The organism is Streptomyces avidinii (assembly GCF_045161815.1).
Lineage (GTDB): Bacteria > Actinomycetota > Actinomycetes > Streptomycetales > Streptomycetaceae > Streptomyces > Streptomyces avidinii.
The window spans coordinates 1376364-1398259 of sequence record NZ_CP108863.1 but is presented as its reverse complement, the minus strand read 5'-3'; the positions used below and the strand labels follow the sequence as shown (position 1 = coordinate 1398259).

15 protein-coding genes, 1 tRNA gene and 1 pseudogene are annotated in these 21896 nt (G+C 70.1%); 5 read left to right on the top strand and 12 right to left on the bottom strand.

What is annotated here, in order from left to right; all coding sequences use genetic code 11:
* The first annotated feature begins 140 nt into the window (after positions 1-140).
* The 3 genes from OG373_RS06305 to OG373_RS06295 all read left to right on the top strand — a co-directional run bounded on the left by OG373_RS06305 (position 141) and on the right by OG373_RS06295 (position 4925).
* Positions 141-2327, top strand: coding sequence for a hypothetical protein (locus OG373_RS06305; RefSeq protein WP_405436548.1), 2187 nt, complete (start codon positions 141-143; stop codon positions 2325-2327).
* A gap of 169 nt (positions 2328-2496) precedes the next feature.
* Positions 2497-2571, top strand: a tRNA-Gly gene (locus OG373_RS06300).
* On the top strand, positions 2571-4925 hold the full coding sequence (locus tag OG373_RS06295; protein WP_405436546.1) for a hypothetical protein: 2355 nt from the start codon (positions 2571-2573) through the stop codon (positions 4923-4925). The genes OG373_RS06300 and OG373_RS06295 overlap by 1 nt, the downstream gene beginning before the upstream one ends.
* Positions 4926-4983: 58 nt before the next feature.
* Here OG373_RS06295 and OG373_RS06290 read toward each other — a convergent pair whose 3' ends face one another.
* The 5 genes from OG373_RS06290 to OG373_RS06270 all read right to left on the bottom strand — a co-directional run bounded on the left by OG373_RS06290 (position 4984) and on the right by OG373_RS06270 (position 13272).
* Positions 4984-6012, bottom strand: a complete 1029-nt coding sequence (locus OG373_RS06290; RefSeq protein WP_405436545.1) for a hypothetical protein — start codon at positions 6010-6012, stop codon at positions 4984-4986.
* A 10-nt stretch (positions 6013-6022) separates the two neighbouring features.
* On the bottom strand, positions 6023-6619 hold the full coding sequence (locus OG373_RS06285; protein WP_405436543.1) for a hypothetical protein: 597 nt from the start codon (positions 6617-6619) through the stop codon (positions 6023-6025).
* Between the two features lie 2 nt (positions 6620-6621).
* On the bottom strand, positions 6622-9981 hold the full coding sequence (locus OG373_RS06280) for a CHAT domain-containing protein (protein WP_405436541.1): 3360 nt from the start codon (positions 9979-9981) through the stop codon (positions 6622-6624).
* Positions 9982-10178: 197 nt separating this feature from the next.
* The gene (locus OG373_RS06275; protein ID WP_405436539.1) at positions 10179-11858 is read right to left on the bottom strand and encodes a carboxylesterase/lipase family protein; all 1680 of its coding nucleotides are present in this window, start codon (positions 11856-11858) and stop codon (positions 10179-10181) included.
* 373 nt (positions 11859-12231) lie between these two features.
* Positions 12232-13272: a hypothetical protein gene (locus tag OG373_RS06270; RefSeq protein WP_405436537.1), complete on the bottom strand. Its 1041-nt coding sequence runs from the start codon at positions 13270-13272 to the stop codon at positions 12232-12234.
* 643 nt (positions 13273-13915) lie between these two features.
* Between OG373_RS06270 and OG373_RS06265 the strand changes: the two genes are divergently transcribed.
* Positions 13916-14113, top strand: coding sequence for a hypothetical protein (locus OG373_RS06265; protein ID WP_405436535.1), 198 nt, complete (start codon positions 13916-13918; stop codon positions 14111-14113).
* A 172-nt stretch (positions 14114-14285) separates the two neighbouring features.
* Here the strand turns inward: OG373_RS06265 and OG373_RS06260 are convergent, their stop codons facing one another.
* Positions 14286-15053, bottom strand: coding sequence for a transposase (locus tag OG373_RS06260; protein WP_405436533.1), 768 nt, complete (start codon positions 15051-15053; stop codon positions 14286-14288).
* A 687-nt stretch (positions 15054-15740) separates the two neighbouring features.
* Positions 15741-16301, bottom strand: a complete 561-nt coding sequence (locus tag OG373_RS06255) for a GNAT family N-acetyltransferase (protein ID WP_405436531.1) — start codon at positions 16299-16301, stop codon at positions 15741-15743.
* Positions 16302-16752: 451 nt separating this feature from the next.
* Here OG373_RS06255 and OG373_RS06250 point away from each other — a divergent pair.
* Positions 16753-17412, top strand: a pseudogene (locus OG373_RS06250) (nuclear transport factor 2 family protein); the annotation flags it as partial.
* A 148-nt stretch (positions 17413-17560) separates the two neighbouring features.
* Here the strand turns inward: OG373_RS06250 and OG373_RS06245 are convergent.
* The 5 genes from OG373_RS06245 to OG373_RS06225 form a co-directional block, all read right to left on the bottom strand.
* Positions 17561-17869: a hypothetical protein gene (locus OG373_RS06245; protein WP_405436529.1), complete on the bottom strand. Its 309-nt coding sequence runs from the start codon at positions 17867-17869 to the stop codon at positions 17561-17563.
* 50 nt (positions 17870-17919) lie between these two features.
* Positions 17920-18504, bottom strand: a complete 585-nt coding sequence (locus OG373_RS06240; RefSeq protein WP_405436527.1) for an RBBP9/YdeN family alpha/beta hydrolase — start codon at positions 18502-18504, stop codon at positions 17920-17922.
* Positions 18501-19784: an MFS transporter gene (locus OG373_RS06235; RefSeq protein WP_405436526.1), complete on the bottom strand. Its 1284-nt coding sequence runs from the start codon at positions 19782-19784 to the stop codon at positions 18501-18503. Before OG373_RS06235 ends, OG373_RS06240 begins: the two co-directional genes overlap by 4 nt.
* A gap of 105 nt (positions 19785-19889) precedes the next feature.
* Positions 19890-20804, bottom strand: a complete 915-nt coding sequence (locus OG373_RS06230; RefSeq protein ID WP_405436524.1) for a TauD/TfdA dioxygenase family protein — start codon at positions 20802-20804, stop codon at positions 19890-19892.
* A gap of 48 nt (positions 20805-20852) precedes the next feature.
* The gene (locus OG373_RS06225) at positions 20853-21827 is read right to left on the bottom strand and encodes a quinone oxidoreductase family protein (protein ID WP_405436522.1); all 975 of its coding nucleotides are present in this window, start codon (positions 21825-21827) and stop codon (positions 20853-20855) included.
* Between the last annotated feature and the right edge of the window lie 69 nt (positions 21828-21896).

The window sequence follows — 21896 nt, the reverse complement described above, 5'->3', positions numbered from 1 at the left end:
AATTTCGTAATCCGCCAGCTGTCGAGGCTTCGGGCCCCACCGACACGCGCCGCATCGCCGCATCGCCGCATTGTCCAACGTGCCTCGCAATAGAAGGATCATGGTTACGCCCGCTCATTCCCCCTCTTCGAGGAGACTTGATGGATCGCCTTCAACCCGGACGCCGTATCGGGCGCAAACGCCGCACGTTTCCCACCGTTGTCTCGCTGGCCTGCGCCGCGACCCTGGTCGGCGTCGCTACCGCCGACGCATCGCCCTCCTTACGCGCTTCGCCGAGCGCGACCAGCTCCGTCGCCGCCACCTCGTCGGAGGTCGGCACCCTGTTCGACGACTTCCATTACACGGGCTCGGACGACTCCAAACTCGCTGCTCAGGGCTGGACTGTACGCAGCGGGGCCTACGGGCCGGGCGTACCGAACACGTGGAGCGCCGACGGCGTCAGCTTCCAGGCCGACCCTTCCGCGCAGGGGGGCCGGGCGATGCGACTGCGGGCCACGACGGACGGCACCGCCGCCGGTACGACCCAGGCCCAGATCAGCACCAGCCGGCGCAAGTTCTTCAGCGGAACCTACGCGGCACGCGTCTACTTCGAGGACAGGCCCAGCACCGGTATCGCCGGCGGCGAGCACCCTGTCGAGACCTTCTACGCCATCTCTCCGGACCGGGCGTCTTCGAAGGAGAATTCGCTCTACAGCGAAATGGACCACGAGTACCTGCCCAACGGTGGCTGGAAGATACCGAATTCCTCGGACGCCACGGGGCCCGCGCATTTCACCACATCCTGGTACAGGGTAGCCCCGGAGTCCGGGGCCTATCCGGATGACATGGACAGCCGCGGCGAGAAGCGGTCGCTCAAGGGCTGGCACACCCTGGCGATGACGGTCGTGGACGGAAAGTCCGAGTACTACGTCGACGGGAACAAGTTCTTCACGGCGGCGGCGAAGTACAACCCGCGCGAGCCCATGACCCTGAACTTCAACATATGGTTCATGAACGACCTGCCGGGCGTCGGCCAGTCCCGATCCTGGGACCAGAAAGTCAACTGGGTCTACTACAACTCCGCCGCCCAAACCCCCGAGGCGATCAACGCCGCGGTCGACGGCTACTACGCGGCCGGCACGCACTTCGTCGACACCGTACGCAAGCCCCAGCCTGCCGCCCACGACACCAACGGCGACGGAATCAGCGACGTCTCACTGGTCTACAACTACGCAGCCACCAACCCCGGCGGCTGCACCCAGGCCGCACACCCCCGGCGTAGCGGTCTGTTCGATCTCACGGGCAAGGCCGACCAGTCCGGCGACTTGAACCGACAGGCTCTGCGGGCCCAGGCCTGCCAGGAGGTCGTCCCGAAGTTCGCCGCGTCCGGTGACTTCAACGGCGACGGAAGGAGCGACACCGCGCTTTTCTACAACTACTCGACGAACAAACCGGAATGCTCGGCCGTCAACCACGTGCGGATCGACATCCGGCTCGCCGACCCGACCGGTGCGGGAGGGCCCTTGAGCGCGCCCCGGACGCTCTGGGAGCTCGACTGCTGGGGACCCAACACCACATTCATGACCGCCGGTGACTTCAACGGCGACGGCAAGAGCGAGCCGGCCCTGTTGTACGAGTACGGCGGCGGCCACGCGAGGCTCTTCACCGTCACCCCCGGCGGGCCCGATGGCGTCACCTCCCAGTGGGACGACATGAATTGGGGAACCGGAACGAAGCTCATGACCTCCGGCGACTTCAACGGTGACGGCAAGACGGACATCGCCCTGTTCAAGGACGACGGCACCACCGACTGCTCCCCTCCGGCCGGCAACAAGCCCCTGCACCAGACCGTCAACACCTTCACCGCCAACGCGAGCGGCGACGGCGGGTTCAACAGCGGCAACGGGCCTGCCGTGGCCTGGGGCAGCCCCTGCTGGGGAAACAACACCCGGTTCATGACCGCCGGCGACTTCGACCTCGACGGCAGGAGCGACCTGGCCCTGCTGTACGACTACGGCGACAAGGACGTGCGCCCGTTCACCCTCACCGCGAGCGCGAACGGTGACGGCAGGTTCGGCTGGCCGGTATCCCAGTGGGACGGCGTCAAGTTGACACACAAGGTCACGTTCATGACCGCCGGCGACTACAACGGTGACGGCCGGAGCGATCTCGCCCTCTTCAACGATTTCGGGGAAACGCCGCCCAGTGACCCGGAGTGCGGGAGGTACGCCCACCAGTCCGTCTCCACTCTCTTCGCCGACCCCTACGAGACCACCGGTGCCCTTCAAGGCCCTCGCACCACCTGGAAGGACACCTGCTGGGGACCTGACACTGCTTTCATGAACTGAGTCCACGCGTGCGCCCGCGGGATGCAGTCCGCATGCTGCGGGCCGGGCCCAGCCGGTGGGGCTCGGCCCGCAGCATGCGGGGACGCCGGGGCGACGGGCCCCCGGCGGGGACACACGATAAAACTTTTGTGCCGGCGCCGGTCCACCCCATAGGTTCACACCACGACCACGACGTGTAGCTCAGCAGCAGAGCGCCGGGCTTCCTACCCGGAGGGCGCAGGGGCAGAACCTGCCACGTCGGCCATGAACACAGACGCTGACAAGCAGCTCCCGAACCGGTCCGCTCCGAAGGCCACGGCCGAGCCCGTGCCCGTGCCCGTGCCCGAGGCCGCACCGGTGTCCGTGTCCCCCTCCTACGCCGCGGGCCGGCTGGCCCAGGCCCTGCGGACCTCCGTCCTCCACGAGGACACCGCCACGCGCGAGCGCGCCCGCTCCCGGGCCCGGCAGTGGCGCCAGGTCCTGTCCGGCATCAGCTCGGGTTCCCTGACCATCGGATCGCGCACCCCGGTGGCGGCCCTGCCCGCCTGGGTGACCCCGGAGGTGGTCACGGGAGGCTTCGCCACCGGCTCCGCGACGGCCGGCGGACCGCTGCTGCCGTACGAGGAAGAGGCCGCCCGGCTGGCCGGCGTACCGGCGACCCGGTCGGAGCTCTTCGCCCACTTCCTCACCGAGGACGGCCTGGTCCGCCTGTGGTCCCTGCTGGACAGCGGGCACTACGAGGTCCGCGTGCCGGAGGAGGCCGCGCTGGCCACCGTGGCCTGGCTGGTGCGCGCCGGGGACTTCGACGCCGCCACCGAACTCGTCACCGTACTGCGGCCGTTCGCCGACCGGCTGCGCTTCCTGCCGCGCCCCACCGACCGGCCGCAGCCCGGGGCGGGCGCCGTGCACCGCCGGACCGTCGGCGAGGCCGGCGCCGCGCTCGCCCGGCGCCGGCCCAACGCGGCCGTGGAGACCCAGCGGGAGGCCCTCACCGTCTGGGCGCCCTTCGAGGACGAACTGCTCGCCCACCGGCTGGAGGCCGGTTCGGGTACGCCCGGCCCGCGCTGGCAGGCGGACGGCGCCGCCCTGCTGGCACGCTACGGGTCCCTCGCCGCCGCGCACACCCACTGCACCAAGCACCTGGACCCGAAGTCGAACGCCGCCATCCTGCGCCGTGCCCTGGAAGAGGAGCTCGCGGGACGCGTCCTGGCGCCCCGGCTCGCCGGACTGCTGCGCGTGGCCGTCACCGCGATGGTCACCAAGCGCGGCGCACCCGGTTCTCCCGGGCACACCCGGCTGCGCCGGATCCAGGCCGATCAGGCGGCGCTGCCCTCGCACCACGCGCTGGCCGCTCTGGTGCTGCGCCGCATCTCCGGGCTCGACCAGGCCGGCGGAACGGCCGACGTGGACACGCCGCTGGCCCCGGTGAGCGAGAGGGAGGCCCTGGAGACCGGCCTGCCCGTGGGCGCGGCCGTGCCCACGGCGATCGAGAACTCCGTCCGCGCCGCGCTCAGTGCCCCGCTGGAGGAGCTGGTGGCACGCGGAGTGGTGCCGTCCGCCGAGGTACTCGCGGAGCTGGTGCCGCAGCTCGTCGCCGCCGTCACCGCCGACCAGTACGCCGACAAGCCGCTACGGAACCTGATGGCGGGCACCTACCGCGCCTTCCGGAGCCGCCGCTCCCTGCTGCTGCTGAACCTCCAGCACCAGGTCCGGATCGAGGAACTCCCGTGGCTGCGGGCGGTCTCCGCGCACCGGAACGCCGACGCGGGCGCCCACGAGCAGGCCGAGGAAGCACTGCGCCGGCTCGGCGAGCTGGCCGTGTCCGCCTTCCCCGCGACCGTGCTGCCCAATCCGCTCGTGCGGGAGCTGTCACACCTGGGCCGACAGGCCGAGCTGGGCACGCCGTTCGTGGAGGAGCTGGCCGCCGACATCTTCATGGGGACCTTCAGCCCGAAGTTCCTCGTGGCCGCACGGATCGCCGCCGACCTCCTCGAAGGGAGCCTGTACGAGCGGTACTACGGCATCGACTACGCGCGGCTGCGCCGGATGGCGGTCGCGCAGGCCGCCGACACCGCGCAGCGCGGCCGGCCGGCACGCAGCGCCGAGGAGTTCGCGGAGCTGTGCGCCGAGCGCGCCGGGACCAACGGGCTGAGCTGGCGGCCGGCTGTGAACGGCAAGGTGATCGAGCAGGCCCAGATCCTCACGACCCACAACCTGGCCACCCTGGCCGCCCGGGTGAGGATCGCTCCGCCGGCGGGCTGGGCGGCACTGGCCCGGGACTGCTTCGACACGGTGTGCCGCCTGGTGAACCGGATGGCGGGCAACCCGATGCTGTCCACCATCAAGGACACCGCCTACGCATGGCGACAGATGCTGTTCCACCTCTCCCTGTGCGAGGAGGCGGAGCGGGCGGCCGTACTGGCGTGGATCGAGGCGGACATCGCGCGTCGGCCACCGCTCGTCCAGGCCCGGCTGGCTCCGGCCCTCGCCGGGCTGCGCCTGGTGGCGGCGGGCGCCTCCTTCGGAGCGGACGGCACGGGCGAGCGCGGCCGCGCCCGCCGACTGCTCGGGTGGAGCACCGACGGGCACTGGATGCGCGCCGTCGAGGTGCCGAAGTAGAGCTTGGTCGGCAATGCCACGGGCGCCGGGTTCAGGCGTTCGCGCGGCGGCGCACGGCCTAGTACAGGCCGAGCGCAACGGCGCCCGCGACTCCGAGGGCGGTTGTGAGTGTCCAGAAGTACCCGGAGACGGGCAAGGGAATGCGGAGGGTGTAGTCGGGAGGGGGAGCGGGGACGGGAACGGGCGATTCAGTGGCGGCGGGTAGTTGTACGTGGTCGCGGGGGATCCCGCGGTGCCAGAACTGGCAGAGGCGATACCAGTAGTCCCGTTCCGCCTCGGGCGAAGAGGGCGGCTCGTCACCCAACTGCCGGACGAGGTCGTACCGGTGGAGGTCGAAGGCAACGCGTACGTGTTGGGCGTACACGTGTGCGCCGGCCAGCGCGGAGCGGTAGGAGAGGTAGGCAGTGAAGCAGCCGCCCCACCACAGGAGGAGGAACCAGGACCACGGCCCCTGTTCCCACAGCACCTCGGCGGCTCCGACGACGCCGAACAGCAGGCACAGCACGGACAGACCGAGTCCGGCGTCCAGGTCGGCCCTGGCCGCCGCCAGCGTGGCGGTCATCCGGTCGGGGAGGATCTGGTAGAGGCGGGGCCAGACCAGCACGGCGTCCATGGAGTAACGCACCTGCGGATACTGTTCCGCGGACCTGAGTACGTTGCCCAGCCGCGTCGGCCGGAAGTCCTCCGGCCTGGTCGGCAGCGGATACCGGCTCAGGGCGCCGTCACGAGACGCGGGGACCCGATGGAGAGCGTCGCAGCGACGCCGGTGCCAGGCCACCCCGTGTCGCAGTGCCGCTCCCGCCGCGCGCCCGGTCCAGTACCCCTCGAAGAGACGGCAGATCGCCATGCGGCAACCCGACAGGACGGACGCGACCAGACAGGCTGCCAGGAGCAGGGCGAGTCCGGCCAGTGCGCGGGCGCTCCCGGTCATGCCGTCCCAGGTCCGGAGGGCCTGCCCGACGTTCAGGCCCGACCCGGCCAGCACCACGGCGACCGACAGGCAGAAGCCCAAGCTGGGCAGCAGGACGTGCAACAGGAAGCGCCGGTCGAGGAGGCCCGGGGTCTGGCCCAGAAAGGCACCGAGCATGTCGTCGTCCTCACGTGATCGTCAACGTGTGCGGGGGCAGACCCGGATGGGCACACACAGGTGGCCGCTGCGGATCGAAGAAGCCGAGATGGTTGATGTGGCCGCATCCGGGGGCCGCGCAGGCCACGAGTGCGAGGGGCAGTGAGATGTCCCCCGCAAGGAGGCTGTCCGTCGCGCTCATGTCGAACGACCCGCGCAGTTCGGCGGGCAGAGGGGCCCCGTGGTCCAGAAAGTCGTCCACGATGCTGCCCGGCAGTACCGTCACGTCGCCGGACGGATCCACCACGACCGCTCCGTGCGGGCTGAGCGCGAGCAGGGTCATGGCGGCTCCGCGGACCAGTTCGCCCAGCGTCATACCGGCGGCCAGCAGGACCGCAGGACGGGCCGGAGCGTCGGACGGACAGAGCGTTGCCGCACGGTGGTCCCGCAGCGCGGTGAGGTCGGACCGGCTCAGCAACGCGACCGGCAGGCCGTCCTGCGCCGCATCCGTCACCAGGGCGAAGCCTTGGTCCCCCAGCAGGGTCAGCGCCTCCTCGGGGCCGACCGATCTGTCCACGCGCAGCACCGGCTCGGCGGTCAGGGACCCAAGAGGGGTATGGGCGTTCACGGTCAACGCCAGTCTCCGATCAGTTGAAAGGGTGCCCAGTAGTAGGGGTGGTCGAAGACGCGGCGGCCGAGGTCGGGCGCGTCCTGGGCGACACGGGCCTGCCGGCGCCGGCACACCGTGACGTCGGCCAGGAACCGGAGGTAGTCCGGGTCCTCGGGGCCGGTGCGGCCCAGTACGGTCTCCAGCAGTTCGAGCGCCTCATCAAATGCCCCTGCCTGCATGAGGAGTTCCGCCATGCGCCGCTGTGTTGCGCGCCGCGCCGCCTCGTGCCCGTCGGGGGTCTCTCGCAGGGTCTCCGCGAGGAAGCGCAGCGCCTCGGCCGCCGTGGTCTGCCGCAGAGACTGCTGGGCCGAGCTCAAGGCCTTGGCACGGGGCTCACCGCCGCCGAGCGCCGCGTAGAAGTGGCGCATCAGGAGCGCGGTGGAGATGTCGTCCACCCGCCACAGACTGACCAGCGCGGAACGGGCGCCGCTCTGGAGTACGGCCCAGACCAGTCCAAGGCGTTCGTTCTCGAGGGACGAGTCGCCCAGCCCGCTCTCACAGGCGCTGAGGGTGACCAGGCGTGCGTCGAGTCGCAGCCCACCCAGTTCCAGGGCCGTCAGCCGAGCCCCGGCCTCTGGAGCGTGCGGGTCCGGGGCCAGCTGAATCCAGGAGTCGAGGGGTGTCGTGTCGTGGAACCGGCCGTGGCATGCGAAGTGCACGATGTCGACGTCGTGGTTCTCACGGGCGAGCACGTCGAGTACGGCTCGCTTCGTCGCCCGCGCGCCCACCAGCGGCACATCGGCGGTCCGGAGCGCGGCGGCCGCGGCGCGGACCTCCGTACGGGCATGCACCAGAGGTCGCCGGGTGTCACTGTCCGCGACCAGCAGCACCGACCCCTTTCCTTCGGAGCGACGCGGAACGAGCAACCGCGTCATCACCGCGGCGCTCGGAGTCACGGTCACCGGATTGCGGTCGCCGAGGGGGACGCCCCGTACCCGTACGGCGTGCAGCGGGACATGGTGCAGGATGCCCGAGGGGACGAGCCAGAGCACTTCGCCCGCCCTGCTGTGTTCGACGAGCGGGGCGACCAGTGGACGGAACACCTCCTCCCAGGAGGAACCTTCGGACTCCGCGCCCGGTCCCCGACCTGCTGCCCGGCCGTCGCTCAACTCCGCGAGCACCCGACGGAGTTCGTCGTCCGGGGGCATTTCCACGGTCACCGCGACGGGCCGGTCGCGGTCGTGCCGGGCGAGCAGAATGGTGACCCGCGTATCGACCTGCCAGTACAGGGCGAGGAGAACCTGATGGCCGGCGCCACGCAACTCCCGCAGGAAGTCCCGCGCCTGGGGGTAGTCCAGCCAGGGTGCCTGTCCCCGCCCCGCGGCGGCGAAGGCGGACGCCCCGAGCGTCTCCAGCGCCTGGTACGTCTCGGCGACCCGCTGCCATCCCGCGGCACGGTCCTGCGGGCAGGCCGAGTCCCGAACCCGCGCCTCATACGCCGTCTCCGCCGCCTCCATGGTGGCGAGCATCTCGGCCGGCGTGGCGACACCGGGGTGGGGCGAAGCCGCCGGCCGGGCGGAGGCCCTGCCGAGGAGATAGGCGAGTTGCTGGGTACGGACGCGCTCGACGAAGGCGAAGGCGTAGCCCTCCGCGTCCCGTCCGCGCGTCACCCACGAGTGGACGGGGTCCTCCTCGCGGGGAATCGGTCCCTCCCGGAGTCTCGCGAACTGCGCGACGGTGGCCGGGATTCCGCTCTGGGACGACCGATCGCCGCCGAAAGCCGCCAGCAGTACGTCGAGACAGGCACGCGCCTCGGTGAGCGCGGCGACGCGGTCGAACGGTCCCACCACGGCATGCTCCGGGGGACGGAAGCGATCGCCGTACAGACCCGCCCAGTTCATCCCCGGCAGGGCCGACGGGTCCTTTCCCCACCGGTATCCCTGCAGCGTCTGCAACGCCTGGTCGAACGGCCCGTCGACCTCCCGGTGTTCCTCCCTGCCGCCGCGGTTGAGCTGGTAGGCCAGCACGTCGAACGACGCCAGGTCCCACAGGGCCTGCCGGGCCCACAAGGGATAGAGCTGCCAGTGCTCCGCGGTCATCCGGCGGATCTCCGCCGGGTACGGGGGCGTGCAGTTGATCCGCTCGAGCAGCCGGACGGTGTCCTCCTGCCGCCCGAAGGTGTGCGCGACCACGGCGGCGATCGCCACGGCCGTTCTGACGGCCGCGTGCTGGAACTTCTCCTCCCGGCCGATCGTGTCCTCCAACGCCTTGCGCAGGACGGCTGCCGCGCGGTTGGCGTCGCACCCCATGTCGTACCGTGCCGCAGCCAGCGCCCCGTACAACAAGGCCCAGCTGTCGGCCTTCGCGTTCTTGAAGGCGTCGGCGGCGTTCAGCGTCCTCGCGTGGTCCTGGCGCCCCGAAAGCTGTTCGCCGTACGCCTCGCACGCCACCAACAGGGCGCAGGCGGCGGCGTAGTGGCGGCCGCCGTCCCCTGCCCGGCGGGCCAGGGCACGTCGCTCCTCGGCCTTCCCGGCCGCGACGAGCATCGTCCTGGCGGTGTCCAGGAGGACTCCGGTGGCTTCCCGAGGCGGGTCGGCGGGGTGGTTGCCCAACATGGCGAAGGAGTTGCCCCTGGCCCGCAGCCACAGCCTCAAGGTGTTGGTGACGAGGGTGTAGTCGGCCGATCCCCTGCGGCTGAGCACGGCGTCGTTCAGCCATGTGCCGGCCTGCCAGGCGCCCAGCAACGGGTCCGTGCCGAGGCGCTGGGCGACCTGCTGGGGAAGCCAGAACCACGCGCCCCAGAGACCCGCCGGAGACCGCATGGCTCGCCGATCCACCGCAGCGAATGCCAGTTCGACGGCCAGCAGGGGGACGAGCGCGGCGAGGAGGTCGGGCTCCGGATGCAGCACGCCCGCGAGAAGGAACAGCGGGACGGGCCGAAACACGATCTGGTACGGGTAGTTGACCAGATTGGCGGCGATGAGAGCCCAGCCCCGAAGCCCGGTGAACGCCCACCGGCTCCCTCCGGAGATGAGGTGAGCGGATGCCCACCGGCCGCTGAGAGCCACGGCCACCAGGAGTACCCCGCTGGGCAGCCCCGCGCCGAAAACGGAGCCGTGCCAGATCGCGGCGAGCCATCTGCCCATCGCGCCGTCGGCCAAGAGGAAGAAGAGGATCTGGAGGAGCAGTTCCATGAACAGCAGGTACCGCCCCAGCCTCACTGCGGCGAGGCGGCTGCGCGCGAGCAGCCATCTGCCGTAGACCAGGGCGCCCGCCGTCCACACCCAGAGCCTGAGCGAGGGAGCATGCTGCCCGCTGACGTACACGGCCCAGAGCAGGCCCGATGTCACGGCGAGGCGGTAGCCCAGTGTCAGGAGCACGCTCCCGGCCGTTCGGGGAATCGGCAGGACAGGTAGGGACATGGAACCGGGCCTTCATCTCTCTGTCGATCGAACGCTGCGGTGGTTGCTCCTCGGTTGCTCCTCGGTTGCTCAGAGTTCCCTCTCCGGTTCAACGAAGCGTCCGGTGGTGGGGTACGGCGGTTTCCTGCCATGCGGCGAGCAGGTCGGCCCGGTGGTCAGGGCAGACGGCTCCAGAAGTCGAGGCGGTGCTCGCGGTGGTAGTCGACGGGCCCGATGTGCTCCGGTGACAGCGACTGCGTGTACGGACGCCCGCTTGTCGCCGGTCCATGCGGGAGCCAGGCGGGCAGACCGGCCCCGCGGGGCTCGCCGGTTCGCGCGAACGCCGCCCAGTATCCGGTCATGGTGGCCGCCAGACGGCGCTGCGCCGGGGTGAACAGCCGCTCGGCCGCCTCGTCCTCGAACAGGTAAGGGGTGTCGCCCGCGTGAAAGGCGCCGAAGTCGAAGTCGCCCGGCAGCGGCAGGTACATCGGTGCGTCGCGATCGGCGAACTCGTACGCGTAGAGCGGCACATGTCGTGCCAGTGCGTGGTGCTGGGCCTGTGTGCCGCGTGCCCACATCCGGTCGGTGATCACGGTTGCCCACGCCAGACCGGGGGAGGCGAACGCGGTCGGCGGATACTCGGCCCGCACGCGCGCCGCCCGGCTCGCCCCGAACGCGGTGCGCAGCGCGTCGTCGTAGTCCGTCTCGGTGAACGGCTTGCCCACCGCGTCGTACGTCATCCCGACGAACACGCGGTGCTCGTCACGCGTCGCGCCGGACAGGACGGGTACGCGGTGGAAGCGCCCTGCCCGCAGTGCTGTGGGTGGCAGTTCGGGCAGGGTGGCGTTGCCGTATCCGAACGCCTGGAAGGCGTTCATGATGTACGGCACCTTGAGGATCGTCTCCACGGGCAGGGCGCGCAGGCAGGAGAGGGTGCGTTCGGGACGGTCGCGCCGACAGCCGAGCGACGAGGTCATCTCGGTGGTGATGTCCTCCATCTCGCGCCCGGTCCGCCAGACGTACCAGGGGTATCCCGGTACGCCCGGGCCCATGGCGCCGGCCGGCATGTCCATCATGGCCTCACCGCTCGCCATGACGGCGCGGTGGAACAGGCCTCTGGAACCGGGCGAGGTCAGATGCCCGGCGACCGCTGACGCGCCGAACGACACGCCGGCCACCGTGACGTTGCCGGGATCACCGCCGAAGGCCCGCGCGTTGTGCCGTACCCAGGCCAGCGCCGCCTGCTGGTCCTGGAGACCGAAGGTGCCGGCCCCCTCCAGACCCGGCAGCGCGAGGCCGCCGAAGACGCCGAGACGGTAGTTGACGGTGACGACCACCAGACCTTGCCCGGCCGGCCGGCGTCCGTCGAAAAGGGCGCCACCACCCACGGAACCGTCCCCGTGGATCCACACGAGCACGGGCGCGGGCGCGGCCCGCCGCAGGGCCGAAGGGGGCGGTGTCGTGACGTTCAGGACCAGGCAGTCCTCCTGCGTGCTGGAAATCTGCGCGTACGGCGAAGGCACCTGCGGGCACAGCGGCCCCGGCTTGCTGGCGTCCCTGACCCCCTTCCACGGCTGTACCGGTCGGGGCGGCGCCCAACGGTGCCGGCCCGCCGGGGCGCCCGCGTAGGGGATGCCGTGGAAGATCCGGTACCCGCCCGACCGGGTGCCGCGGACCGGACCCGCGTCGGTGCGTACGGTGTCGCCGGCGACGACGGTCTCGTGCCGGGTCCCGGCGGCCGCCCGACGGGCCTCGGTGTTCGTGGTGGTGCTCAGCGCGGTGAGCGCCAGAGCGGTGAGCGCCAAGGCGGTGGCCGTCATTACGGTGGCCCGGTGGGGAGTACTGAGGTGCGTCACAGCGCAAGCCTTCCGCGCGGTCGCCGGCACCGGCGCGTGGACGCACCGGATGATCTGGAACCGGCCGGTCCGCCGAGTGCTCGGCTGGCGGGCGCCCCCGCGTCGGACGGGCGGATCGAATTGTTCGCTCTGACCGACGACATCTTCCGCCACACATGCCAGCCCGACCTGAACGGCACCTGGCGCCAGTGGGTCGACTTCGGCGTCGGGGCGAACACCTCGCCGTCGCGCACCATCGCGACGGGCCGATGGAGATCTTCGCCAACAACTCCGGTGGCTTGCACCCGGCGGCCGGGATTTCCTCGCCCCCGCTCAGTCCCGGGTATGGCCATCAGCGCGGCTCACGGCCCAAGCCGCGACGGAGGGAAACCGGCTACTCGATCGCGTCGGAGAATCTCACCCGCACCGCGACCACTGCGCCAGAGGCATCCAGGTCGGCGAACGCGGGGAAGTAACCGTCGCCCCAGGTCGTCATCGCGCAGAGCAGTCGGGCATCGCCGATATCCACGGTTCCGGCCTCGAATTCAGAGGCCCGAACCTGTCGCATGACCTGCCAGTGATGGGAATGCGGCCGGAAGTCCACCATCAGGCGGTGCCCGGTCTCCTCCTTCCAGTTCATCACCGCGCGAGCCTTCTTCATCGCCTCCGCCACGGCCAGCCCAGTCCACCCACGAACCCCGTCCTCGCCGGGTTCGCCCAGTTCCGGTGCTGCGAACGCGGCGGCGGCTTCGTCGGCAGCAGCACCCCAGAACGCGACGTCGGCCAGGCCGTCCACAGGCTCGTCGTGCTGCCAGGCGTTCAAGGCATCGGCATCCCCGAAGAGCACCCGGGCCCAGTCGACGCCGATGTCACCCAGTGACACGGATGACTCCGCTCGGGCGTCGCTCATGCGAATCGACATCTCCGACCAGCGCGGCCCGACACTGTCGCCAAAATCGACCCGTGAAGCCAGCACCGGCAGGTGACAGTCGCGGGGCACCCCTCCCACTACGACGACGGGCACCCCGAACAACAGGAAACTGCCGCCGCCTTCAGCGGCAGTCCGGCGCACACGTCGGGCATGTGGTTCGCGACCCGGCAGCGCCTCCAGGTAGGCGTCCAGGCCGGCAGCTCGGCAATGTTCTTCGAACATCCTTCCAAGCTCCGCCGCACGGGAGGCCGGAATGTCGTAGAGCATGGCACCTGGCTGCCGGTCGAAGCTGCGAGCCGCTGCCGAGGCGTCCGGGCCGACAACGGCAAAGTCGACCGAGTCGAGCACGTCGGCAGCCCTCGCCGGGTCGTCAACACCAAGCAGAGCAGGATCGATCTCCGCCGGCGAGCGCTCTCCGCTCCACAACCCCAGATGGCCGCCGTCAACGACGACCAGGGTCCCCGACGGGCAGCTGATCTCTCCGAGCCTGAAGATCTCTTCCATGGCGCGCGAGTCTACGGCCGTCCCACGGGCCACCCTGGTCGGCCTACGACGGCCGGGCCCGCCGCCCGCGCGCCGAGGCCATCGGGGCAGTGTGCGCGTGCGGATGGCGCGGCGCCGCCCAGTACCCCCTGGACCGGGACACGATCGGCGACCAACCCCACTACGAGGCGGACGCCGACCTCCCGCTTGAGGCTCCCCCGTTGTGCGGGAGCGGCTGACGAGCTGCTCAAGAAGGACTGACGCGCTCAGGTTCACTGGTTCGGGCGCTGCCTGCCGCTCACCACGGAGCGGACGGTTCGTCGCGTTCCAGGAAGCCGCCGCGGTGAACCAGGACGGCAGGGTGACCCTTTTGCAGCGTAAGGGGCGCCCGAAGCCAGTACGATCGGGTGTGACGGATCCGCGTAGGGCGGATGCGCAGTGCAAAGACTTGGCGAGCCTGGACCCGACGTTCCAGGACGAGGGCAACGCGGCCCCCTCGCACGCGTCTTGACCCGAACCGGAAATCGCCAATTGGCCCTGGCAAGGCACCCCCTATGAGCCCCATACGTCGGAGGGCCTCAGCAAGACCACACGTTGCATACGTGGTGGTCGGGCTGAGGTCTGTGCGCCTTCGGTCCGATCGCCGGGAAGGTACTTCGGACCGTTGAACATTTCCTTTGCCGTCAAGGTGCTGCTCGTCGTCATCTGCGCCCTGGTGTCCGTCATCGTGGCCATGGTGGCTGCGCTGATTCAGCACACCCCTTTCACCCCTAAGGGCCCGGCTTTTCTCTATGGGGGCGGCGCATTCGCCGGCTCCATGCTCCTGTGCGTCGGGGTGCTCTCGGCCCTCGGGCTCCTTTGAACGCTAAACGCCCGCGGCTCCCAGCGAATGGCGTTGAGGCCCCTTCGGACACCCGCCGAGTGGTCCTCTTCGGCACTCAGGAACGTCGGCCGGAGGCTCCGGCTCCTAAGCACTGTCCCGTAATTGATCTTTGAGGGGTCGGGACAGGGCCGGCCGACCTCTGGCCGTCCCGCTACGCGGCCTGATTCAGGTTGTGGAGTCGGGCGATGCCGAGCATGGCGTGGTGGACGCCGTCGCCCTTCAGACGGCAGTCGCGAAGGATCTTCCAGGTCTTCATGCGGGCGAAGACGTGCTCGACACGGGCGCGGACCTGTTTGTGCTCGCGGTTGTGCTCGGCCTGCCACTCGGTCAGTTCTCCGCCGCGCGGTCTGCGGTGCGGGATGACCAAGCCGGTGCCCGGGTAGCCGCCGTCGGCGATGGTGGTCGTTCTGCCGACGGCGGCCTTGGCGCCGGACTCCTCCCAAGCCCTGCAGTCGTTGCGGTTGCCCGGGAGAGGTCTGCCGATCACGACGACCAGGCGGGTGTGGGCGTCGATGACGACCTGGTGGTTGGTGGAGTACCTGTAGTTCTTGGACTGCTCGGCAATGGTGTGGTCTCGGGTAGGGACCAGGGTGCCGTCGACGATCAGCACGGCGTCCTTGCGGAACCGCCGCCTCGGCTTGAGCGCAAGGAGCGGGCCGACGTGGTCGATGATCCGGTCGGCCGCCGACTTGGACACCCCGAACAGCGGCGCAAGCTGCCGCAACGTCAGGTTGGTGCGCCAGTAGGCCGCGACCAGCAGTACCCGGTCCTCCAGGGACAGGCCCCACGGCCGCCCGGGCCGCACGGTGTCGGCGCCCTCGCGGCGCAGCGCGGTCAGCAGCTTGCGGAAGTCGCGCGCGCTCAGCCCGGTGAACGGGGCTATCCAGGACGGTTCCGACGCCGTGATCACGCGAGGCATCGCAGGATCATCGCACCTACGGTCGGCAGCCTTGGAGGTCAGCCTGGCCTCAGAGCTCAAACCACAGATCGATGTTCGGGTGGACTTGTTCGCGCAGACAGTCTGAGTGTGAATAGGCCTGCTGCCGCACGGCACCGCCTCGCACCGGGTCAACCGCACCGAGCCTGAGCTCGGTCGCTGCCCCGTCCTGGTCGAGATCGATGACCTGATAGCAGAAGCAGCAGATGGGGTTCGGGTTCAACGATGCCCTCTCATGTCGCCGAGACAACAGCGCCGGCCGCACCGTCTCGCAGACCCTACGTCGAACAGGACGCCGATAACGGGACAGCCCTTAGCCGGGGCTCGGAGCATCAGGCCTCGTAGCCGAGGCAGTTGTGGCCGTGGTGGCGAGTGGGGGGGGGGCAGCGGGTGAGGCCTCGGGGTCGTCCGGGTTCCGGTTATGGATGATCCTCATGTCGCACCCGTCCGAAGAGGGCCAATGTGATCGGGGCCGACGGAGAAGCATCGGACGTGGTCAGGAGCGGGCCAGCAGCTCGTGCCGGGCCTGCTTGACGCCCCCAGCAGGGCGACACCGCAGGTCAAGGTGGTGATGAACGCCGAACCCGCCCCGTCACTGCCGAAGGGCACGTCATGGCCGGGCCAATTACCGACTCCTCCACCACCGCCGCCGCCCCCACAGAGCTCAACTCAGTCAAGTTCGCCCATCGCGTGCAGTTGCGCGAACTCGTCAGCGAGCATGCCCATTACGACGAGGTCGTGGTGCCGACCGGCGAAGAACACGTGATCGCGGAGGCGACCCTCCTCGACGAAACCGAGCCGGCGATGAAGTGCCAGCGACGCCTCGTTGTGGGCGAAAATCCGCGCCCCGCACTTGTGATAACGCCGCTCAGCGAACATAAAACGCAGCAACATCACCACGGCTTCTGCTGCGTAGCCCTTGCGCCGATGGTCAGCACCCATCGTCACGCCGTACTCAAACCAGCCCGCACGTGGATCAGTGTGGTGCGAGCCGACAGCACCGACTATCTCCCCCGTGCCGACTGCTTCGATTGCCAACACGAAGCAGTCGCCATCGGACTTGGCAGCGGCCTGCTCCTTCGCCCAGGCACGGAAGCCCTCGGCGGAGCGGGGTGGGTGCAGCACATCCCCCAACCGCTCCTCGTCGACGGCGAAGCGCATGAACGCCGTCCAGTCGTCGGGCTCGATGCCGCGCAGGCGTACCCGGTTGCCGGTCCAGAACGATGTCATCCCCTATTCGATCACGCCGCAGTGTGCGATGCACTGGCCCTCCGAAACCGATCTGAACGCCCTTGGGATGGGCGTGCGGGGAGCGCTACTCCCGTCGCGGCGACGTCCCTGCCAGCCCCGGCTGGTCCGAGGAGGAGAAGGAGACCGTCGACCGGATGTGGGCCGAGATTCGGGAGCTGCCCGCCCGGCGGCGTACCGGTCGTGCTGCGCCCTGGCCAGCTTGCTCTCCGTACGCTCCAGGCGCAGCCGGGCCTGGCGGTGCCGTAACTCGGTCTCTGCACGGTCCCCAGCTCACGCCGCGTTGCGCGCTCTTGTTCGAGCTGGTCGATCCTCGACTGACCAGCTGATATGCGCATTACGCAGAGCCGGCCTGCGATAGATGCGCTTGTCGCAGCCATCGCCGTGCACCAATCTGGCGTTCATGACCTCACCGCACACAATCGCCGTCCACAACAGCCTTGCCGGTGCCGTCCTCGCGCTGCGCGACTCACTGCGGCAGTCCGACGCCCTCGGCCTTCCCCGCGCCCAGGCACTGGACGTCCTCGAACTCGGCCAGCTCGGTCACCTCGTGACCCGTAAACGCCCGTTTCTCGTCGGCGAGTCGGGCGCGGTCACGGCTGAATTCACCATCGGCGCGCTGGCCAAGGACATGTCTCTCCTGGCCGCCGCGTCGAACACCCCTCTGCGCGGCGCAGCCAATCTGGCTGACACCCCTGCCGACCCTGAGTCAGACATCGCCGTTGCCGCCACGGTGCCCACTGTTCAGGACGCCGTGCTCGAACCGCTCCGCGCCTACAGCCGCGGACACGCCACCGGCGACCCTGCTCACTTCCGGGCCGCGTTCCTGCCCACCGCCCACATCGAAGGCATCCGGGACGGCGCGTTCATCTCGTGGCCCCTGGACGAATACTGCGCTCTCTTCCAAGGCCGGCCGGCCCCCGACGAACCGACCCGGTCCCGCCGTATCGACACCATCGATGTCCACGGCACTGTCGCGACCGCGACCATGACGCTCTCGCACGGCTCGGACACGTTCACCGACATCTTCTTGCTGGTCCGTGTCGACGACGGTTGGCGCATCGCCAACAAGGCCTATCACCGGCATTCCTGAGAGGGCGAGGCCGACGTCTGCGTGTCTGCACCTGTCGGCGTACACCTGGAACTGCGCAGCCCGGTACGGGGCAACGTGCCCAGTGCGGCTGGGATCCGGCTCACGAATCTCGGCATGATCGGCCGCTTCCAGAGTGGGTTGCGTGCCGCTACCTGTACATGCCTTTGCTCACCGGCCGTTGACCGCCGCGGCCGTCGCCGAGCTCGTCTCTCTGCTGGCCGAGCTGCGCGTCCACGACCACGACGTCGACGCGGTGATCCAGCAACGCGGATGGAGCTGGGAACACGACCTGGTCTGCGACTCCTTCCGCACCGGATACGGACATGTGCTGTGCACTGAGGGCCGCAATCCCCTGGTCGGAGCCGATCATGCCCGAGCGGACCGACATCCTCGCCCATGGACTGGGCGAGCCGGGGCCGATGGAGTCGGTGACGGCCTCGCCGGTGGAACCGACCACGTCGTCGACGGCGCCGCAGACCTCATCCAGCGCCGTCGTCTTTCGCGGGATCAGCTGTGTTCGAGCTCGCGGAGGAGTTCCTCCGCCCTCGGCCACGGGCCGTGGCCGGAGGCGGGGTTGAGGTGGCCGACATCGCCGAGTTCCACGAGGCGGCTGCCCCAGGTCCGGGCCAGCTCGGCTGCTCGCTCGACGGTGCCCAGAGGGTCGTTCGAGCTGGCCGCGACGATGCTGGGGAAGGGCAGCGGCGAGCGGGGCACCGGGGTCCAGCCGTTCTCGTCGAGCACGTCGGGGGTGGGGTAGCCCTCCGGCAACGGCTGCTCGAAGTCCGGCGGCGTCACCAGCAGCGCCCCCTGCACCTGCACCTGCGACGGGTGCCGCCGGGACCAGTGGACGGTGGTGATCACACCGGCGCTGTGGGCAACGAGGACGACGGGCCCCGCGATCTGCACCATCACCTTGTCCAGGGCGGCGACGCCGGCCTCGCAGCTCAGCCGGTCCTGCGTCAGCGGGGGTACGGTGCGGACGCTGCGCCCGGCCTCGGTGAGCCGGTCCGCCAACAGGGTCTGCCAGTGCTCCTCGACGTGGTCGCGCAGGCCGGGGACGATCACGACCACCGGCTCGGTGGTACTGCTCATGAGGACACCTCTGTCTTCTGCGGGTCCGCCACCGGGGCGACCCCGGTCAGACGGTGTACGTCACGGTCGTAGGAGTGGCGGCCGATCAGGAACGCCGCGGTGGCCCCGATCGCCACGAGTGGGACGAGCTGGAACGCGCCCAGCAGACCGAGCCGGTCCGCGAGCATCCCTGTGATCGCGGGGCCGGGGGCGAGTCCGAGCAGGCTCTGGGCCAGCGTGAGCGTGGCGAACGCCGTCGCGGCGATGGCCGCGGGGGTCAGGTTCGCCACCATGGCGGCACCCGGCCCGGCCGTTCCGGCGCAGAGCAGGGCTCCCAGCGCCAGCATCAGCAGCTGTACGGGGCCGGCCGGCAGGCGGAACGCGGTCATCAGCAGGACGAAGGAGCCCACGCTGCAGCTGATGGCGACGGCCCACTTGCGGATCGGGGCGCGCCGGCTGATCCGGTCCGAGGCGATGCCGCCGGCGATCATGCCGATTCCGATCAACAGGGCGAAGAGCCCCGCGGTCGCCCCGGCCTTCGCGGTGGGCATGTCGTAGTAGCGGTTGAAGTAGCTGGGCAGCCAGGCGATCAGGGCGCCCGCGATGAACAGCTGCAGACCGCTGCCGATGTAGGCGCTGACCACCGAGACGGAGGAGAACAGCCGCGGCAGGAGCACACGCAGGCGCTCGCGTTCATCCGCGCCGGCCCCGCTCTCCGCCGGATCCCGCCGCGGGGCCAGCCGCTTCTCCGTGACCACCACGGCGTAGATGCCCGCGAGCACCAGGCCGAAGACGCCCATCACGCCGAACGCCCAGCGCCAGCCGTACGCCTGGGCCACGGCGCCGCCGATGGATATGCCCAGGACCGAGCCGAAGGCCCCGCCGGCGATGAAGGCTCCCGAGAGCGTCGCCCGCAGTGCGCGTGGGAAGACGCTGAGGACCACGGCGATGCCGACACTGCCGTAGGCGGCCTCACCGATGCCGACGAAGAGCCGGCCGACGAACATCTGGTCGTAGCTCGCCGCCACCGCACAGCCCAGGGTCGCCAGGCTCCACATCGTGGCCGCGATGACCAGGGATCTGACCCGGCCCCATCGGTCGGCCAGCAGCGAGAGCGGGAGGGTGAGCAGACCGACCGCCAGCGCCACGATGCCGCTGAGGGAGCCCAGTCGGGCGTCCGAGAGGAGCCAGTCGGCCTTCAGCATCGGGAAGACGGCGTTGAGGACCTGCCGGGACATGTAGTCCGAGAGCAGGAGCCCGAAACTCAGTGCAAAGACCGTCCAGGCGTAGCGCCGGGACACGGGCCACTCCGAGGAACCGGAACCGGTTCTGCCCGGGGTGGGTTCCGCAGTGGTGAGAAACCCCATTGTCATCACCTCAACTGCTCTTGGCGGGAAGGGAAAGGGTTAGAACGGTCTGTCGCCGACGATCCCGGCGCGTTCCATCTTGCGGACGGCGGGCCAGTAGTCCTGGACGGCGTAGTGCTGGGTGGAGCGGTTGTCCCAGATGGCGACGCTGTTCGGCGTCCAGCGCCAGCGCACCTGGTATTCGGGTACGGCGGCCTGGCTGATCAGGTAGTTCAGCAGGAGGCCCGCGCCGGGGGCGTAGTCCAGCCCGAAGCGCACGTTCTCGGGGGTGTGGTAGTTGACGAAGTGCGTGGTGAAGGCGTTGACGAAGAGGATCTGCTCGCCCGTCTCGGGGTGGGTGCGCACCACCGGGTGCTCGGCGTCGGGGAACTGCGCCGCCAGCGCGTGACGCTTCTCCTGTGGCATGGCGGCGCCGAAGGCGGCCTCGATGCTGTGCCGGGCCCGCAGTCCCTGGATCTGTGTCTTGACGTGCTCCGGCAGCCGGCGGTGGGCCTCGGCCATGTTGACCCAGATCGTGTCACCGCCCACCGGGGGCGACTCGACGCAGCGCAGCACGGCGCCCATGGGCGGGTTCTCGCGCCAGGTGGCGTCGGTGTGCAGCGCGTTCTCGTAGTGCTCGGGCGCGCTGTCCAGATCCTTGTAGATCCGTACCAGTCCGGGGTGGTCGGGGTCGCTGCCGGCCACCGGGTGGGCCTCCAGCGGGCCGAAGCGCTCGGCGAAGGCGACGTGTTCGGCCCGTGTGATGTCCTGCTCCCGCAGGAACAGCACCTTGTACTGCAGGAGCAGGGCCTTGATCTCGGCGAACAGCTCGTCGTCGCGCAGGGCGTCGCCGAGGTTCACTCCGGCGAGTTCGGCGCCGATGGTGCAGGTCAGCGGCTCGACCTTGATCGAGCCGCGGGAGTGGGCGCGTACCGGGGCGGGCGCGCCTTCCAGCGGAGCGACAGTCTTTTCCATGGTGCTTCCTCCTGGAGAGGGTGGAGATGCGCGTGATCCGGCAGGGGCTCAGAGGACGAAGACGGACGATCCCGTGGTCCGTCCCGACTCCAGCTCGCGGTGCGCCCGTACGGCGTCGTCGAGCGCGTAGCGCTGGTTGATCTCGATGGTGATACGTCCGGAGGCGACGTGGTCGAAGAGCTCGCCGGCCAGGGCTGCCCGCTCCGCCGGGTCGGCGATGTAGTCGGCGAGAGCCGGCCGGGTGACGAACAGCGACCCGCTGAGCGCCAGTTGCATGGCGTCGATCGGCGGTACCGGTCCGGACGCCGTACCGAAGCAGACCAGCAGACCGCGGCGCCGGAGCGAGGCCAGCGAGGCGGCGTAGGTGGCCCTGCCGATGCTGTCGAAGGCGACCGGGACGCCGGCGCCGTCCGTCAGTTCGCGCACCCGCTCGGCCACGTTCTCGCGTTGGTAGTGGATGACGTGGTCGCAGCCGTGGGCGCGGGCGAGCTCGGCCTTCTCCTCGGTGGAGACGGTGCCGATGACGGTCAGCCCGAGCAGCTTGGCCCACTGGCAGACGATGAGACCGACACCACCCGCGGCCGCGGTCAGCAGGATCGTGTCACCGGCCTTCAGCGGGTGGATCCTGCGCAACAGGTAGGCGGAGGTGAGGCCGCGCATGGTCATCGCGGCGGCGGTTTCGAAGGGGATGCCGTCAGGCAGTCGGATCAGGGAGCCGGCGGGCATGACCCGTTCCGTGCTGTAGGCACCGAGCGGGCTTCCGGTGTACGTGACCCGGTCGCCCTCGGCGACATGGGTGACGCCTTCGCCCACCGCCTGGACCACACCGGCGGCCTCGACACCCAGCCCGGCGGGCAGCGGTGCGGGATACAGGCCGCTGCGGAAGTAGGTGTCGGCGAAGTTGAGTCCGACGGCTTCGTGCCGGATCCGTACCTCGCCCGGGCCGGGATCGCCGACGACGACCTCTTCCCGGCGCAGGACGTCGGGACCGCCGGTCTCCTTGAAGCGAATGGCGTGAGCCATGGGCGTGCTCCGTTGTTCGTGGGAGGTGGGGAGGAGAGAGGACGGGGCCGCCGGTGCCGCGGGTGTGCG

Bases quoted from the DNA above. Each gene is read 5' to 3' on its own strand.
- OG373_RS06270 (WP_405436537.1), bottom strand. From the start codon at position 13,272: ATGGAAGAGATCTTCAGGCTCGGAGAGATCAGCTGCCCGTCGGGGACC.
- OG373_RS06240 (WP_405436527.1), bottom strand. From the start codon at position 18,504: ATGAGCAGTACCACCGAGCCGGTGGTCGTGATCGTCCCCGGCCTGCGC.
- OG373_RS06295 (WP_405436546.1), top strand. From the start codon at position 2,571: ATGAACACAGACGCTGACAAGCAGCTCCCGAACCGGTCCGCTCCGAAG.
- OG373_RS06290 (WP_405436545.1), bottom strand. From the start codon at position 6,012: ATGCTCGGTGCCTTTCTGGGCCAGACCCCGGGCCTCCTCGACCGGCGC.
- OG373_RS06225 (WP_405436522.1), bottom strand. From the start codon at position 21,827: ATGGCTCACGCCATTCGCTTCAAGGAGACCGGCGGTCCCGACGTCCTG.
- OG373_RS06255 (WP_405436531.1), bottom strand. From the start codon at position 16,301: ATGACATCGTTCTGGACCGGCAACCGGGTACGCCTGCGCGGCATCGAG.
- OG373_RS06260 (WP_405436533.1), bottom strand. From the start codon at position 15,053: ATGCCTCGCGTGATCACGGCGTCGGAACCGTCCTGGATAGCCCCGTTC.
- OG373_RS06230 (WP_405436524.1), bottom strand. From the start codon at position 20,804: ATGGAAAAGACTGTCGCTCCGCTGGAAGGCGCGCCCGCCCCGGTACGC.
- OG373_RS06305 (WP_405436548.1), top strand. From the start codon at position 141: ATGGATCGCCTTCAACCCGGACGCCGTATCGGGCGCAAACGCCGCACG.